Here is a 14,938-nt window from a genome sequence, read left to right as displayed (position 1 = left end):
ATCACAAAAAGAACAATTCAATAAATTCAGCGCAAAAAAAAGCCCCGGTTGATAACCGAGGCTGATGATTAAAAATAAGCGTTACTGCAGCACAAACTTCTCGATCGCGTAAGCAACGCCGTCTTCCAGGTTGGATTTTGTCACGAAGTTGGCCACTTCTTTCACGGATGGAATGGCGTTATCCATCGCCACGCCCATACCGGCGAATTCGATCATCGCGATGTCATTTTCCTGGTCGCCCAGCGCCATGATCTCTTCCTGTTTAATGCCCAGCGCATCGGCCAGTGATTTGACACCGGTGCCTTTATTGACGCGTTTATCGAGGATTTCGAGGAAGTACGGCGCACTTTTCAGCACGGTGTACTTCTCTTTTACCTCCGCCGGAATGCGCGCAATCGCTTTATCCAGGATCTCCGGCTCGTCGATCATCATTACTTTCAGGAACTGCGTCGCCGGGTCCATTTTCTCCGCTTCACAGAACACCAGCGGAATGGTCGCAACGTAGGATTCATGTACCGTGTAGTAGCTGATATCGCGGTTGGCGGTATAGAGCGTATTGCGATCGAGCGCGTGGAAGTGGGAACCCACTTCACGGGACAGTTTTTCCAGGAACAGATAGTCATCGTAGCTCAGCGCGGTTTGCGCAACCGTACTGCCGTCAGCGGCTTTCTGCACCAGCGCGCCGTTATAGGTGATGCAGTAGTCGCCCGGCTGATTCATGTGCAGCTCTTTCAGATAGCTGTGTACGCCCGCATACGGACGCCCCGTGGTCAGGACCACATTCACGCCCTTTGCGCGCGCCGCGGCGATCGCGTTTTTAACGGCTGGAGAAATGGTGTGGTCTGGCAGCAGCAGCGTGCCGTCCATGTCAATTGCAATGAGTTTGATAGCCATGAGTTCCCCGGAATAAATGAGTGCTGCCTCATGCTAACGCGATTAAGCACACAAAAATAGAGCTATATTGCGCAACAGGAATGCCCCTTTTACGCTGATTCCGGGGAACGAAGGCTTACTCGCGGGTGAGAACTATTTTACCGAACGCGCCGCGATCGAGGTGTTCAAACGCCTGTTCAAGCTCGTTAAAACGGTAGCGATGCTCTATCACCGGCTTCAGCCCCGTGACGTCAACTGCGCGGACAAAATCTTCCAGCGCCCGGCGGTGCCCCACGCCAATCCCCTGAATGACGGGTGATTTCAGCAGCAGTTCGCCAGCAGAGAGCGTAATCTCCGTCCCGGCCAGCACGCCAATGACGGAGATACGTCCGTGAACGGCAACGGCGCGCAGGGAATGCTTCAGGTTCTCTCCGCCTACGGTTTCAATAATATGGTCGATGCCGCGATCCTGCGTGATCGCCAGCGTATTTTCCGCCCAGTCGCCTTTCAGACGGTTGATGCCCTGGCTGGCTCCCAGCTTTTTGGCCAGCGCCAGCTTTTCATCACTCCCCGAGGTGACAAAAACCTCAGCCCCGTGCGCTTTTGCGATTTGCAGGGCGAATATCGCCACGCCGCCCGTGCCCTGCACCAGCACCGATTGCCCGGCGCGCAGCTGGCCGCGTTCCACCAGCGCAAACCAGGCGGTAAGCCCTGCGCAAGGTAAGGTGCTGGCCTCGGCGTCATCCAGGGTCTCCGGGGAGGCCACCAGCGCATCTTCCTTCACAATCACATACTCGGCCAGCATGCCTTGGAAATAGCCGCCGGACGTTTTATAGGGCAGATTGCGCGCGTCCGCCTGCGGCTTACCGTCGATCCACTCCGGGAAGAAGGTTGAGATGACGCGCGCGCCGGGCTGGAAGCGCGTGACGCCTTCACCAATGCTGTCCACCACGCCCGCCATGTCAGATGCCGGGGTAAACGGGAAGGAAAGCGGGATCGGCATTGTGCCTTCAACAACCATTTTATCGCGATAGTTAAGCGCAACGGCATTTACGCGCACGCGCACTTCACCCGGACCTGGCTGTGGAACGGGTGCCTGAGTCAGCTTGAGGTTCTCGCGCCCGAGGGCATCCATGGACCAGCGTTGCATTGTCTCTGTCATTTTATTTCTCCTGCCATCAGATGAGCTTTAGTCCTGACAGTCTACCGTTGACTAAAGGTCGCCAGTGGCGATAAGTTTTCTCTTTATTGACGCCATAAAAGATACAATCCATGACCGATACGCTGAAGGATATTCCTGTTTTTGTGGCCGCCGTTGAGGCGGGAAGTTTTGCGCAGGCCGCTATTCGTCTGCATTTGTCACGCTCGGCGGTCGGAAAAAGCATCGCTCGCCTTGAACAACGGCTGGGGGTACGTCTTTTTCAGCGCACCACCCGCAGCCAGAGTCTGACCGATAACGGCGCCCTTTTTTATGAACGCTGCCTGCGCGCGCTGGAGGAGATTCGGAGTGCGGAATCGCTGCTTGAGACGGGGAAACAGCAGGTCAGCGGTCGCCTGCGCATTTCCATGCCGGTGCTGTTTGGTCGCCAGTGTGTCGCCCCGCTGCTGATAGCGCTGGCTCAGGAACATCCCGGGCTTGAGCTGGAAATGTCATTCAGCGACCGCGTAGTGGATCTGGTCGAGGAAGGGTTTGATATGGCGGTGCGTAACGGCACGCTTCAGGACAGCAGCGTGCTGGTCGCCAGAAAGCTGGGAGAACACCGCATGGTGCTGTGCGCCGCGCCGGAGTATCTGCTGAAGAAAGGCCAGCCACAAAGCGTTAATGATTTATCCCTGCATACGGCCATTAACTATTTGAGCGCAGGCAGAGTGTTGTCCTGGCAGCTGATGGATAACGAAGGAAAGTCGCACACCTTTACGCCCCGATCGTCGCTCAATATGGATGATTTGCAGGCGATCTGCGACGCTGCGCTGGCCGGACACGGCATTGCATGGCTGCCCTGCTGGATGGTCGTCAAAGATATTCACCAGGGTAAACTCGTCCCGCTCTTAAAGCAGGCACCGGATGTGCATTTCAACGTTCATGCCGTGTGGCAGCAGACGCCGCATCTGCCGCTGAGGGTAAGAATAGCGATAGATACTCTGGCGAGCCGTTTACCGTCCGTGATGTCGCTGGATATGCCTGCTCCCACAACAAAGCCGCGCTAAAAGCACAGGTTAACGATCTGATTCATACAGGCAAACCTGCTTACCAGGCGAAAATCTGCTTATAACAGTGAAGTACACATCCCGGCTACGTTCTGACGTCCACAACTCCCCGGCGGGAGCTTTTCTCGCAAAGGAATAGCCACGCGAAACAAGGTATTGTTTAAGTGCAGCGGTATCAGATACCCCGCTAAAGCACACGCCAGCGGTTTCCGGCTGTCCATTTGCAGCAGAGTGGCTGAAGGTATAATCCGGTGAAAGGCGTGGTACCTGCTTAATCGATTCTGGGGTGTAAAGATGATAGCGAACCCTATCTGATTCACGGTATGTCATCTCAGGCTCATACGGCAAAAGGAGGTATATGACCGTGACAATCACGATGGTCAGCCCTGAGAATATGGCTAACTTTTTCATGCTCAACGTCGTCCTGAGTGGGTAAAGAAGGAATGATATGTGCCGTTATCGTTAAGAATACGAACAATGTCTGAACTGAAGTTATCAAACGGCGTTACCCACTTCATAAAGCGGGGAAGCGAGCCTTTATAGGGTTCATGCCGGATATTTAGGTCATCAGGGTCGGGAAACATCAGTGGAAGAAAACCCCGGTTCTTGAAATTACCGATCGGTCCGTAATGATCCCAGCGGCGTAGTGCGCTTTCACGGCTGACAGGCCTCAACTGAGCCCGGTAATCCGAAGGAATCAGCGCCCTGTAAAAACCGAGCAGATCCGACACCAGGTCTTCTCCGCTGAACCCGCTATCGGTGTACCAGCTGAAAAAAGCGCGAGACTGGTAATTTTCAAAATTTCTCGCGGTATCCATCATCATGGCCAGGGCAATGCTGTTAATTTCTGACATCGAGCGCCCACGTTTTATTTCCCAGCGAACAAACTTACCCGTTCCGGCAAGTCCTTTCCCGATATTCATTCTCTGATTGTATGCAATCGTGTAATAAGGTCTGCCACTGGCTTCGCCGCTGCTGAAATCAGCCAGAAGCAGGGAAATATCTTCGCCCCTGGCATGCCCCAGGTCAATCCAACCGAGGACCTCACTGTAGATGAGGCCACTGCGGGTCGTTACCTGCCATTCATCGGCCCCGATAATATCGCTCCTGCTGCTCATTCGGTGTATTCCTTTTTCCGTAACGATTTCAACTCTAACAGACCACCATACTCTTCGTCAGGGTATGTTCGGGATATATTCTCCTGGTAGAGGGTTATGCCAATGAGATCGACTTTGTTCTATTGATACACCAATTTAAGCAAAAAAAGAGAGGGACATCGTGCCCCTCTCTTTTTGTTCTTAACCGACTGCATTCTTTATGAGATGTCATTTCATTTGAAATGAGACCCCACAATAACAACCGTTAAATATCGATATTTGCCGCTTTCAGGGCGTTCTCTTCGATGAAGGCACGACGTGGTTCAACCGCATCGCCCATCAGGGTCGTGAACAGCTGGTCTGCAGCAATCGCATCTTTAACGGTGACGCGCAGCATGCGGCGGCTTTCCGGATCCATGGTAGTTTCCCACAGCTGCTCCGGGTTCATTTCACCCAGACCTTTATAACGCTGGATCGCAAGACCACGACGAGACTCTTTCACCAGCCAGTCCAGCGCCTGCTCGAAGCTGGTTACCGGCTGACGACGTTCGCCACGTTCGATGAACGCATCGTCTTCGATCAGGCCGCGCAGCGTCTCGCCGAGCGTACAGATACGACGGTATTCCGGACCGGTCACAAACTCATGTTCCAGCGGGTAGTCGGTGTCAACGCCGTGGGTACGCACGCGAATAATAGGCTCGAACTGCTTATCGGCGTTCTGCTGGATATCGCATTTCCACATGCTGCCGTGCTGCTCTTTCTCGTTGAGATCGGTCACCAGGGCGTTCACCCAGCGGGTTACGGTCTGCTCGTCGCTCAGATCGGCTTCGGTCAGGGTTGGCTGATAAACCAGCTCCTTCAGCAGCGTTTTCGGATAGCGGCGTTCCATACGCGTGATCATTTTCTGCGTCGCGTTGAACTCGGACACCAGACGCTCCAGCGGCTCGCCGGCCAGTGCAGGGGCGTGCGAGTTCGCATGCAGGGTTGCGCCATCAAGGGCGATTGCGATTTGGTACTGATCCATCGCTTCGTCGTCTTTAATGTACTGTTCCTGCTTGCCTTTCTTCACCTTGTACAGCGGCGGCTGTGCAATGTAGACGTGGCCACGCTCAACGATTTCAGGCATCTGACGATAGAAGAAGGTCAACAGCAGCGTACGAATGTGCGAGCCGTCGACGTCCGCATCGGTCATGATGATGATGCTGTGGTAGCGCAGTTTGTCCGGGTTGTACTCATCACGGCCGATGCCGCAGCCCAGCGCGGTAATGAGCGTCGCCACTTCCTGAGAAGAGAGCATCTTGTCGAAGCGCGCCTTCTCAACGTTGAGGATTTTACCCTTCAGCGGCAGGATAGCCTGGTTCTTACGGTTACGGCCCTGCTTCGCAGAACCGCCCGCGGAGTCCCCTTCCACGAGGTACAGTTCGGACAGCGCCGGGTCGCGTTCCTGGCAGTCAGCCAGTTTGCCCGGCAGGCCTGCTAAGTCCAGCGCGCCTTTACGACGGGTCATTTCACGGGCTTTACGCGCCGCTTCACGGGCACGCGCCGCATCGATAATTTTACCCACCACGATTTTCGCGTCGGACGGGTTTTCCAGCAGGTATTCGCTCAGCAGTTCGTTCATCTGCTGTTCAACCGCCGATTTCACCTCGGAAGAGACCAGCTTGTCTTTGGTCTGTGAGGAGAACTTCGGATCCGGCACCTTCACGGAGACAACGGCAATCAGGCCTTCACGGGCGTCATCACCGGTAGCGCTGACTTTCGCTTTCTTGCTGTAGCCTTCTTTGTCCATGTAGGCGTTTAGGGTACGGGTCATCGCCGCACGGAAGCCTGCAAGGTGCGTACCGCCGTCACGCTGTGGAATGTTGTTGGTGAAGCAGTAAATATTTTCCTGGAAACCGTCGTTCCACTGCAGCGCCACTTCCACGCCGATACCGTCTTTTTCGGTGGAGAAATAGAAGATATTCGGGTGAATAGGCGTTTTGTTCTTGTTCAGATACTCAACGAACGCCTTGATACCGCCTTCGTAGTGGAAGTGGTCTTCTTTGCCGTCACGCTTGTCGCGCAGGCGAATAGAGACGCCGGAGTTCAGGAACGACAGTTCACGCAGGCGTTTCGCCAGGATGTCGTACTCGAATTCGGTGACGTTGGTGAAGGTTTCGAGGCTCGGCCAGAAACGCACCATGGTACCGGTTTTGTCGGTATCGCCAGTAACGGCCAGCGGTGCCTGCGGCACGCCGTGCGTATAGAGCTGACGGTGGATCTTGCCTTCGCGCTGGATAACCAGCTCCAGCTTCTGCGACAGGGCGTTAACCACGGAGACGCCTACGCCGTGCAGGCCGCCGGAAACTTTATAGGAGTTATCGTCGAACTTACCGCCTGCGTGCAGCACGGTCATGATCACTTCCGCGGCAGAGACGCCCTCTTCCGGGTGAATACCGGTTGGGATGCCACGACCATCATCGGTGACGGAGACGGAGTTATCCGCATGGATGGTGACCACGATGTCTTTACAGTGACCCGCGAGCGCTTCGTCGATAGCGTTATCTACCACCTCGAATACCATGTGGTGCAGACCGGTGCCGTCATCCGTGTCGCCGATATACATACCCGGGCGCTTACGCACCGCATCCAGCCCTTTCAGGACTTTGATACTGGAGGAGTCATAAGAATTCGACATCAACGTTTCTCGCTCATTTCAACTTGGGTTAATCCGTTATTTTACCCTTTTCCACGGTAAACATCTTCGAATTTTCGTCCGACATGTCTATAACGTGTTCAGCGCTAATGGCGCTGACGAAAACCTGCGACTGCGTGGCTTTTAAGCGGCTGGCAAGCAGCCCGCGCCGCGCGTCATCAAGTTCCGAGGCAAAATCATCTATCAGGTACAGGCAGCGTCTTCCGCTCTCGCGGGTGAGAAACTCTCCCTGTGCCAGGCGCAGCGCACACATCAGGAGCTTGAGCTGCCCGCGCGACAGCGTGTCTTCCACCGGTGCACCGTCGGCACGAATGCGGAAATCCGCCTTGTGCGGGCCGTGCGCGGTGTAGGTCAACATGCGGTCGCGCTCGAAGCTTCTCTCTAACACCTCGGCATAATCCGTCTCTTTCTCCCAGCCGCGCTGGAAGGAGAAGGTGAGAGAGAATTCAGGTAAAAACTGTTTGCAGGTGTCGGCCATATCTTCGGCGATACCTGCGCTGTATTCGGCACGCCAGTTGCTGATTTGTTCCGCGAGAGGGATTAACTCCATGTCCCACGGACGCAGCTGGGCGTAACGGGTAACCTGGCGCAGTGCAGCGTTACGCTGCTTGAGCAGACGCTTCAGGTTGCTCCAGGCGTTAAAGAAACCGGCTTCGTTGTGAAAGCATCCCCAGTCGAGGAATGCTCTTCTGTATTTGGGGCCGCCGTTGAGTAAAGTAAACCCCTCCGGCGTAATCAGCTGCATTGGCATCAGCAGCGCCAGCTCCGCCACTTTATGGCCGTCGGTGCCGTCGATGCGCACCTTGCTGTCGCCCTGCTTGTCTTTGGTCAGGCCGATGGCGGTTTCCCGCTCCGCCCCCTGCAAACGCCCGTGCAGGACAAAGGATTCCTGCTCGTGGCGAATGACGCGACCAATCTGCAAACTGCGAAACGCCCGACCGTGGCCGAGCGTATAGATGGCCTCAAGCACGCTGGTTTTGCCGCTGCCGTTTGCGCCAACCAGGAAGTTAAAGCCAGGGGATAAAGCGAGATCCGCGCTTTCGATATTGCGAAAGTCGCGGATCAACAGACGGGTGAGCGACATTACAGTCTCATTGGCATGACAACATAAGCAGCCGACTGTGATGCGGCATCTTCAATCTGTACGCTTGAAACGGAGTCGGTCAGCAGAATGCGCACGTTCTCGCACTTCAGCGCATTCAGCACATCCAGCACGTAGCTGACGTTAAAGCCGATTTCCATCTCGGTTCCGGCGTAGGTGACGTCCAGAATTTCTTCTGCCTCTTCCTGCTCCGGGTTGTTAGCGGTGATTTTGATCTGGTTTTCACTCACGTACAGGCGCACGCCGCGGAATTTCTCGTTTGAGAGAATGGCCGCACGGGCAAAGGCCTGCTTGAGGCTGTCGCAGCCTGCTTCCAGCGTTTTGTCCGGATTCTTCGGCAATACGCGGCGATAATCAGGGAAACGACCGTCAACCAGCTTCGAAGTGAAGACAAAATCGCCCACGTGTGCGCGGATATTGTTGCTGCCGATCTGCACGCGCAGCGGCGTGTCGCCGCCGTCGAGCATACGCATCAGCTCAATCACCCCTTTACGCGGCACGATCACCGAATGGTTTGGCAGCGCGTCGCCAATCGGCATAGAACAGACCGCCAGACGGTGGCCGTCGGTGGCTACGGTACGCAGCTCTTCACCTTCGGTTTCGAACAGCATGCCGTTTAAGTAGTAACGGACGTCCTGATGCGCCATGGAGAACTGCGTGGCTTCAATCAGACGCTTCATCGTCGCCTGCGGCAGGGTGAATTCAACTTCGCTCTGCCAGTCGTCCAGGTTCGGGAAGTCCGCAGCAGGCAGCGTGGAGAGCGAGAAACGGCTGCGGCCAGAGCGCACCAGCATACGGTCGCCTTCCAGCTGCACGGCGATTTCAGCGCCTTCCGGCAGCCCGCGGCAGATATCAAAGAATTTACGTGCCGGAACCGTGGTCGCGCCCGCGTCGTGCGGCTGCGTCAGCGTAACGCGCGCGATCATTTCCATTTCCAGATCTGTACCGGTCAGCGACAGCGTACCGTCCGCGACCTGAAGCAGCAGGTTTCCGAGAATAGGCAGCGTTGGGCGGCCACCTAATGGGCCACTCACCTGTTGCAGCGGTTTTAATAAATGTTCACGTTCAACGGTAAATTTCATAGCGTCACGATGATAATGTTCTGATTAGATTGGAAAAATCTTCTTTTATGTCGTGGCTTTCTTCGCGTAACTGCTCAATCTTGCGACAAGCGTGCAGCACGGTCGTATGGTCACGGCCACCAAACGCATCCCCGATTTCCGGCAGACTGTGGTTGGTTAACTCCTTAGCCAGCGCCATCGCCATCTGACGCGGACGCGCCACCGAGCGGGAACGACGTTTAGACAGTAAATCTGCCACTTTGATCTTGTAGTACTCAGCCACCGTCTTTTGAATATTGTCGATAGTGACCAGTTTTTCCTGCAATGCCAGCAAATCTCGCAGCGCTTCACGCACAAAATCGATGGTGATCGCACGACCGGTGAAGTTGGCATTGGCGATAACGCGGTTCAGCGCCCCTTCCAGCTCACGCACGTTGGAGCGCAGACGCTTGGCAATGAAGAACGCCACTTCGCCCGGCAGGCGAATGTCGTTTTCATCGGCTTTCTTCATCAGGATCGCGACGCGGGTTTCCAGCTCCGGTGGCTCGATCGCCACCGTCAGGCCCCAGCCGAAGCGGGATTTCAGACGATCTTCAACGCCGTTGATCTCTTTTGGGTAACGATCCGAGGTCAAAATGATCTGCTGATTGCCTTCCAGCAGGGCATTAAAGGTGTGGAAAAACTCTTCCTGCGATCGTTCTTTATTGGCAAAGAACTGGATGTCATCGATGAGCAGCGCGTCAACAGAACGATAGTAGCGTTTAAACTCTTCGATCGCATTGTTTTGCAGGGCTTTTACCATGTCCTGAACGAAGCGTTCGGAGTGCATATACACCACTTTGGCATTGGGCTTGCGCGCCATAATGCCGTTACCCACCGCATGCAGCAAGTGCGTTTTACCCAGACCCGTACCGCCATAAAGGAACAGCGGGTTGTAGGCCCCACCAGGGTTATCAGCAACCTGACGAGCCGCCGCGCGCGCCAGCTGGTTCGACTTACCTTCAACGAAGTTATCGAACGTGTGTTTCACGTTAACGTTAGAGCGGTAGGTTGGCTCAGCCGGTGCGGGGACATTATCCCAGCCCTGACGAGCGGGTGCGACGCGAGGGGCCGGAGCAGGCGCGGCCTGAGCAGGTGCTGCTACGTTCACGGTTTCACGAACGGTTTGGGTAACCGGCTTTGTACCCACTTCAAAGCGCAGCTGCGGGGCATCAGACCCGCAGAAATCGTTCAGCAGTCCATTGATGTTATTAAGGTACTTGTCCCTTACCCAATCGAGCACAAAACGGTTTGGCGCATACAAAGCCAGCGTGTTATCGCTCAGTTCCGCCTGCAACGGGCGGATCCACATACTGAATTCTGTGGCTGGTAACTCATCCTGCAATCGGGCAAGACACTGCTGCCAAAGCGAAAGTGACACGGCGGACTCCACTCGAACAATAAAAGAAAACTATTGAATATTCATGATTGTTGGCGCACATCGACATGACCCTGTGTAAAGGGGGACGTGCGAATTGCTATCTGCAATTTATCCTGACCAGGATCCTGGGATCCCGATCGGGACCGCGGATCATAGCCTAAACTGAGCCAGAGATCTTCTGTTTCTCACAGATTCTTCCCGATTTATCCACAGGAAGATCCGGAACCGGATAAGTGTAAACGATCCTGGCGCCAGTGCCCCACGATTTAGTCCGCATATTGGAAAAATTAATGAGCACAGACAATTTATTGCTTAAATGATCTAACGAAGATCCGGGACGATCCTTGCGCTTTGTTGGCGAGGCCGTATAATCCTCGACCCGGCGCGTGATGCTCATCTTCCTGCGTCGTCCGTTGCTCATTTTCCACGCGAAAACGTGCGGAAATACGCGGGAAATAAGGAAAGAGAATTGACTCCGGAGTGTACAATTATTACAATCCGGCCTCTTTAATCACCCACGCTGAGGCGTTAGTCGTTCGAAACTCGTTCGGGTATACGCAAAAGTCAGTGAATTTATTCAAGTTTAGGTAGAAATCGCCATGAAACGCACTTTTCAACCGTCTGTACTGAAGCGCAACCGTTCTCACGGCTTCCGTGCTCGTATGGCTACTAAAAATGGTCGTCAGGTTCTGGCACGTCGTCGTGCTAAAGGCCGCGCTCGTCTGACCGTTTCCAAGTAATAAAGCTAACCCCTGAGTGGTTAAGCTAGCATTTCCCAGGGAGTTACGTTTGTTAACTCCCGCTCATTTCACTTTCGTCTTCCAGCAGCCACTACGGGCTGGCACGCCGCAAATCACCATCCTCGGCCGCCAAAATTCGCTGGGGCATCCCCGCATCGGTCTCACAGTCGCCAAGAAAAATGTTAAGCGTGCGCATGAACGCAATCGGATTAAACGTCTGACGCGTGAAAGCTTCCGTTTACGTCAGCACGAACTGCCTTCAATGGATTTCGTGGTGGTGGCGAAGAAAGGGGTTGCCGACCTCGATAACCGTGCTCTCTCGGAAGCGTTGGAAAAATTATGGCGCCGCCACTGTCGCCTGGCTCACGGGTCCTGATAGCCCTCATTCGGGTCTATCAACGCCTGATTAGTCCGCTACTCGGGCCGCACTGCCGTTTCACACCAACATGCTCAAGCTACGGAATTGAGGCATTGCGCAGGTTTGGAGTGATAAAAGGCAGTTGGTTGACGGTGAAACGCGTATTAAAATGCCACCCTTTACACCCCGGTGGAGACGACCCCGTCCCTCCAGGACCCTTTGATACCAGAGAACACTAACGATGGATTCGCAACGCAATCTTCTTATCATCGCTTTGTTGTTCGTGTCTTTCATGATCTGGCAGGCATGGGAGCAGGATAAAAATCCTCAACCCCAGCAGCAGACCACGCAGACTACGACCACCGCAGCGGGTAGCGCCGCCGACCAGGGCGTACCGGCCAGTGGCCAGGGGAAACAGATTACGGTTAAGACCGATGTGCTTGAGCTGACAATCAACACCCGTGGTGGTGATGTTGAGCAGGCGCTGCTGTTGACCTACCCGAAAGAGCTGAAGTCTAACGAACCGTTCCAGTTACTGGAAACCACGCCTGAGTTTATCTACCAGGCGCAGAGCGGCCTGACCGGTCGTGATGGCCCGGATAACCCGGCTAACGGTGCGCGTCCACTGTATACCGTCGAGAGCGACACCTTTGTGCTGGCTGATGGTCAGAACGAACTCGCGATCCCGATGACGTATACCGACGCCGCAGGCAACACCTTCACTAAAACCTTCACCCTGAAGCGCGGTGAATATGCGGTGAACGTGGGCTACAGCGTACAGAACGCCAGTGCGAAACCGCTGGAACTGTCTACCTTTGGCCAGCTGAAGCAGTCCATCAATCTGCCGTCTCACCGTGACACCGGAAGCAGCAACTTTGCGCTGCATACCTTCCGTGGCGCGGCGTACTCCACGCCAGACGCGAAGTATGAGAAATACAAATTCGACACCATTGCCGATAACGAAAACCTGAACGTTAGTTCCAAAGGCGGTTGGGTTGCGATGCTGCAACAGTATTTCGCTACGGCCTGGATCCCAAACAACGACGGTACGAATAACTTCTATACCGCGAACCTGGGCAACGGTCTTGCAGCCATCGGCTACAAATCTCAGCCGGTTCTGGTTCAGCCGGGTCAAACCGGTAAGATGGCAAGCACCCTGTGGGTCGGCCCGGAAATTCAGGACAAAATGGCCGCTGTTGCGCCGCACCTGGATCTGACCGTTGATTACGGTTGGTTGTGGTTCATCTCTCAGCCGCTGTTTAAGCTGCTGAAGTTCATCCACAGCTTCCTGGGTAACTGGGGCTTCTCCATCATCGTTATTACCTTCATCGTTCGTGGCATCATGTACCCGCTGACTAAAGCGCAGTACACCTCCATGGCGAAGATGCGTATGCTGCAGCCGAAGATTCAGGCTATGCGTGAGCGTCTGGGGGATGACAAACAGCGTCAGAGCCAGGAAATGATGGCCCTGTACAAAGCAGAGAAAGTAAACCCACTGGGTGGTTGCTTCCCGCTGCTGATTCAGATGCCAATCTTCCTTGCGCTGTACTACATGCTGATGGGTTCCGTTGAGCTGCGCCACGCGCCGTTCGCACTGTGGATCCATGACCTGTCCGCACAGGACCCGTACTACATCCTGCCGATCCTGATGGGCGTGACGATGTTCTTCATCCAGAAGATGTCGCCGACCACCGTGACCGACCCGATGCAGCAGAAGATTATGACCTTTATGCCGGTCATCTTCACCGTGTTCTTCCTGTGGTTCCCGTCAGGTCTGGTGCTGTACTATATCGTCAGCAACCTGGTGACCATCATCCAGCAGCAGCTGATTTACCGTGGTCTGGAAAAACGTGGCCTGCATAGCCGCGAAAAGAAAAAGTCCTGATTCGGTAAGTTAACGCTAAAATAAGGGCGGTCGATTGACCGCCTTTTTTATTTGTATTGAACGAGACCAACCATGAGCCATAACGACACTATCGTCGCCCAGGCAACCCCACCGGGACGCGGTGGTGTAGGCATTCTGCGTATCTCCGGCCTGAAGGCGCGCGAGGTGGCCGAAGCGGTGCTGGGTAAACTGCCAAAGCCGCGCTACGCTGATTACCTGCCGTTTAAAGATACCGACGGCACGCCGCTGGACCAGGGCATTGCGCTGTGGTTCCCCGGCCCGAACTCTTTCACCGGCGAAGACGTGCTGGAGCTGCAGGGCCACGGCGGCCCGGTTATCCTCGACCTGCTGTTAAAACGTATCCTGACCCTGCCTGGCCTGCGCATTGCGAAGCCGGGCGAGTTCTCCGAGCGTGCCTTCCTCAACGACAAGCTCGACCTGGCGCAGGCAGAAGCGATTGCAGACCTGATCGACGCCAGTTCTGAACAGGCGGCCCGCTCCGCCCTGAACTCGCTGCAGGGGGCATTCTCCGCCCGCGTAAATCACCTTGTGGAAGCACTTACTCACCTCAGGATCTACGTGGAAGCGGCTATCGACTTCCCGGATGAGGAGATCGACTTCCTCTCTGACGGTAAAATCGAAGCGCAGCTCAACCAGGTGATGGCCGATCTCGACGCCGTTCGCGCCGAAGCGCGCCAGGGCAGCCTGCTGCGCGAAGGGATGAAGGTGGTGATTGCCGGACGCCCTAACGCCGGGAAATCAAGCCTGCTGAACGCCCTGGCGGGCCGTGAAGCGGCAATCGTAACCGACATTGCCGGCACCACTCGCGACGTGCTGCGCGAGCACATCCACATCGACGGCATGCCGCTGCACATCATCGACACCGCCGGCCTGCGCGATGCCAGCGACGAGGTTGAGCGCATCGGTATCGAACGTGCCTGGCAGGAGATCGAGCAGGCCGACCGCGTGCTGTTTATGGTGGACGGCACCACGACCGACGCCGTTGACCCGGCTGAGATCTGGCCAGACTTTATCGCCCGTCTGCCGGCTAAACTGCCCATCACCGTGGTGCGTAACAAAGCGGACGTCACCGGCGAAACGCTGGGCATCAGCGATGTGAATGGTCACTCACTGATTCGCCTGTCGGCGCGTACCGGTGAAGGCGTTGACGACCTGCGTAACCATCTCAAGCAGAGCATGGGCTTTGATACCAGCATGGAAGGCGGCTTCCTGGCGCGTCGTCGTCACCTGCAGGCGCTGGAAGAGGCGGCAAACCACCTTGTTCAGGGTAAAGCGCAGCTGATCGGCGCGTGGGCGGGTGAACTGCTGGCGGAAGAGCTGCGTCTGGCGCAGCAGAATCTGAGCGAGATCACCGGGGAGTTTACGTCGGACGATCTGCTGGGACGGATTTTCTCGAGCTTCTGTATCGGTAAGTAAGGCCCGATCGCTGATGGTGATTTCCTCCAGGGAAATCACCATTGTCCAAATGGCAACTCGCC

14 protein-coding genes are annotated in these 14,938 nt (G+C 55.4%); 6 read left to right on the top strand and 8 right to left on the bottom strand.

Going from position 1 to position 14,938, the window contains the following annotated elements:
• Positions 1–81: 81 nt before the first annotated feature.
• Both yidA and ACMWLG_RS10430 read right to left on the bottom strand, forming a co-directional pair.
• Positions 82–894: a sugar-phosphatase gene (gene yidA / locus ACMWLG_RS10435; RefSeq protein WP_023309809.1), complete on the bottom strand. Its 813-nt coding sequence runs from the start codon at positions 892–894 to the stop codon at positions 82–84.
• A 115-nt stretch (positions 895–1,009) separates the two neighbouring features.
• A complete protein-coding gene (locus tag ACMWLG_RS10430; protein ID WP_045400455.1) occupies positions 1,010–2,035 on the bottom strand; it encodes a zinc-dependent alcohol dehydrogenase family protein in 1,026 nt (341 codons plus the stop codon).
• A gap of 110 nt (positions 2,036–2,145) precedes the next feature.
• Here ACMWLG_RS10430 and ACMWLG_RS10425 point away from each other — a divergent pair, with 110 nt between their 5' ends.
• On the top strand, positions 2,146–3,081 hold the full coding sequence (locus ACMWLG_RS10425) for a LysR family transcriptional regulator (protein WP_045400457.1): 936 nt from the start codon (positions 2,146–2,148) through the stop codon (positions 3,079–3,081).
• A gap of 9 nt (positions 3,082–3,090) precedes the next feature.
• On the opposite strand, the gene ACMWLG_RS10420 is transcribed toward ACMWLG_RS10425, so the two are convergent.
• The 6 genes from ACMWLG_RS10420 to dnaA form a co-directional block, all read right to left on the bottom strand.
• The gene (locus ACMWLG_RS10420; RefSeq protein WP_045400460.1) at positions 3,091–3,492 is read right to left on the bottom strand and encodes a hypothetical protein; all 402 of its coding nucleotides are present in this window, start codon (positions 3,490–3,492) and stop codon (positions 3,091–3,093) included.
• A 2-nt stretch (positions 3,493–3,494) separates the two neighbouring features.
• The gene (locus ACMWLG_RS10415) at positions 3,495–4,199 is read right to left on the bottom strand and encodes a hypothetical protein (RefSeq protein ID WP_045400462.1); all 705 of its coding nucleotides are present in this window, start codon (positions 4,197–4,199) and stop codon (positions 3,495–3,497) included.
• A gap of 244 nt (positions 4,200–4,443) precedes the next feature.
• Positions 4,444–6,855 (bottom strand): DNA topoisomerase (ATP-hydrolyzing) subunit B, encoded by a 2,412-nt coding sequence (gene gyrB, locus ACMWLG_RS10410; protein WP_045400464.1) that lies wholly within the window; start codon positions 6,853–6,855, stop codon positions 4,444–4,446.
• Positions 6,856–6,883: 28 nt separating this feature from the next.
• Entirely contained in the window at positions 6,884–7,957 is a 1,074-nt protein-coding gene (recF, locus tag ACMWLG_RS10405; RefSeq protein ID WP_023309805.1) for a DNA replication/repair protein RecF, read from the bottom strand.
• Positions 7,957–9,057, bottom strand: a complete 1,101-nt coding sequence (gene dnaN, locus ACMWLG_RS10400; protein ID WP_023309804.1) for a DNA polymerase III subunit beta — start codon at positions 9,055–9,057, stop codon at positions 7,957–7,959. Before dnaN ends, recF begins: the two co-directional genes overlap by 1 nt.
• A 4-nt stretch (positions 9,058–9,061) precedes the next feature.
• Positions 9,062–10,456: a chromosomal replication initiator protein DnaA gene (gene dnaA, locus ACMWLG_RS10395; protein WP_010426558.1), complete on the bottom strand. Its 1,395-nt coding sequence runs from the start codon at positions 10,454–10,456 to the stop codon at positions 9,062–9,064.
• Positions 10,457–11,055: 599 nt separating this feature from the next.
• Between dnaA and rpmH the strand changes: the two genes are divergently transcribed.
• From rpmH to mnmE, 5 genes are all read left to right on the top strand, one after another.
• Positions 11,056–11,196 carry a 50S ribosomal protein L34 gene (rpmH, locus tag ACMWLG_RS10390; protein ID WP_000831330.1) on the top strand — a complete coding sequence of 47 codons (141 nt, stop codon included), beginning with the start codon at positions 11,056–11,058 and terminating at the stop codon, positions 11,194–11,196.
• Positions 11,197–11,212: 16 nt separating this feature from the next.
• On the top strand, positions 11,213–11,572 hold the full coding sequence (gene rnpA / locus ACMWLG_RS10385; protein ID WP_032640303.1) for a ribonuclease P protein component: 360 nt from the start codon (positions 11,213–11,215) through the stop codon (positions 11,570–11,572).
• Complete coding sequence (gene yidD / locus ACMWLG_RS10380) at positions 11,536–11,793, top strand: membrane protein insertion efficiency factor YidD (protein WP_001307474.1); 258 nt, start codon at positions 11,536–11,538, stop codon at positions 11,791–11,793. The genes rnpA and yidD overlap by 37 nt, the downstream gene beginning before the upstream one ends.
• A 2-nt stretch (positions 11,794–11,795) precedes the next feature.
• Entirely contained in the window at positions 11,796–13,439 is a 1,644-nt protein-coding gene (gene yidC, locus ACMWLG_RS10375; protein ID WP_045400466.1) for a membrane protein insertase YidC, read from the top strand.
• A gap of 72 nt (positions 13,440–13,511) precedes the next feature.
• Positions 13,512–14,876, top strand: coding sequence for a tRNA uridine-5-carboxymethylaminomethyl(34) synthesis GTPase MnmE (mnmE, locus tag ACMWLG_RS10370; RefSeq protein ID WP_021242672.1), 1,365 nt, complete (start codon positions 13,512–13,514; stop codon positions 14,874–14,876).
• Positions 14,877–14,938 lie beyond the last annotated feature (62 nt).

It is taken from the genome of Enterobacter sp. 01-M-02-SI-ECC, assembly GCF_047530595.1.
In the GTDB taxonomy this organism is placed as follows: Bacteria; Pseudomonadota; Gammaproteobacteria; order Enterobacterales; family Enterobacteriaceae; genus Enterobacter; species Enterobacter cloacae_M.
The sequence above is the reverse complement of the archived record's forward strand: the minus strand, read 5'-3'. Positions and strand labels throughout refer to the sequence as shown.

Excerpts from the sequence above, each read along its gene's own strand:
- yidC (WP_045400466.1), top strand. The coding sequence starts at position 11,796 with ATGGATTCGCAACGCAATCTTCTTATCATCGCTTTGTTGTTCGTGTCT.
- rpmH (WP_000831330.1), top strand. The coding sequence starts at position 11,056 with ATGAAACGCACTTTTCAACCGTCTGTACTGAAGCGCAACCGTTCTCAC.
- ACMWLG_RS10430 (WP_045400455.1), bottom strand. The coding sequence starts at position 2,035 with ATGACAGAGACAATGCAACGCTGGTCCATGGATGCCCTCGGGCGCGAG.
- mnmE (WP_021242672.1), top strand. The coding sequence starts at position 13,512 with ATGAGCCATAACGACACTATCGTCGCCCAGGCAACCCCACCGGGACGC.
- dnaN (WP_023309804.1), bottom strand. The coding sequence starts at position 9,057 with ATGAAATTTACCGTTGAACGTGAACATTTATTAAAACCGCTGCAACAG.
- recF (WP_023309805.1), bottom strand. The coding sequence starts at position 7,957 with ATGTCGCTCACCCGTCTGTTGATCCGCGACTTTCGCAATATCGAAAGC.
- ACMWLG_RS10425 (WP_045400457.1), top strand. The coding sequence starts at position 2,146 with ATGACCGATACGCTGAAGGATATTCCTGTTTTTGTGGCCGCCGTTGAG.
- ACMWLG_RS10415 (WP_045400462.1), bottom strand. The coding sequence starts at position 4,199 with ATGAGCAGCAGGAGCGATATTATCGGGGCCGATGAATGGCAGGTAACG.
- yidD (WP_001307474.1), top strand. The coding sequence starts at position 11,536 with ATGGCGCCGCCACTGTCGCCTGGCTCACGGGTCCTGATAGCCCTCATT.
- yidA (WP_023309809.1), bottom strand. The coding sequence starts at position 894 with ATGGCTATCAAACTCATTGCAATTGACATGGACGGCACGCTGCTGCTG.
- ACMWLG_RS10420 (WP_045400460.1), bottom strand. The coding sequence starts at position 3,492 with ATGAAAAAGTTAGCCATATTCTCAGGGCTGACCATCGTGATTGTCACG.
- gyrB (WP_045400464.1), bottom strand. The coding sequence starts at position 6,855 with ATGTCGAATTCTTATGACTCCTCCAGTATCAAAGTCCTGAAAGGGCTG.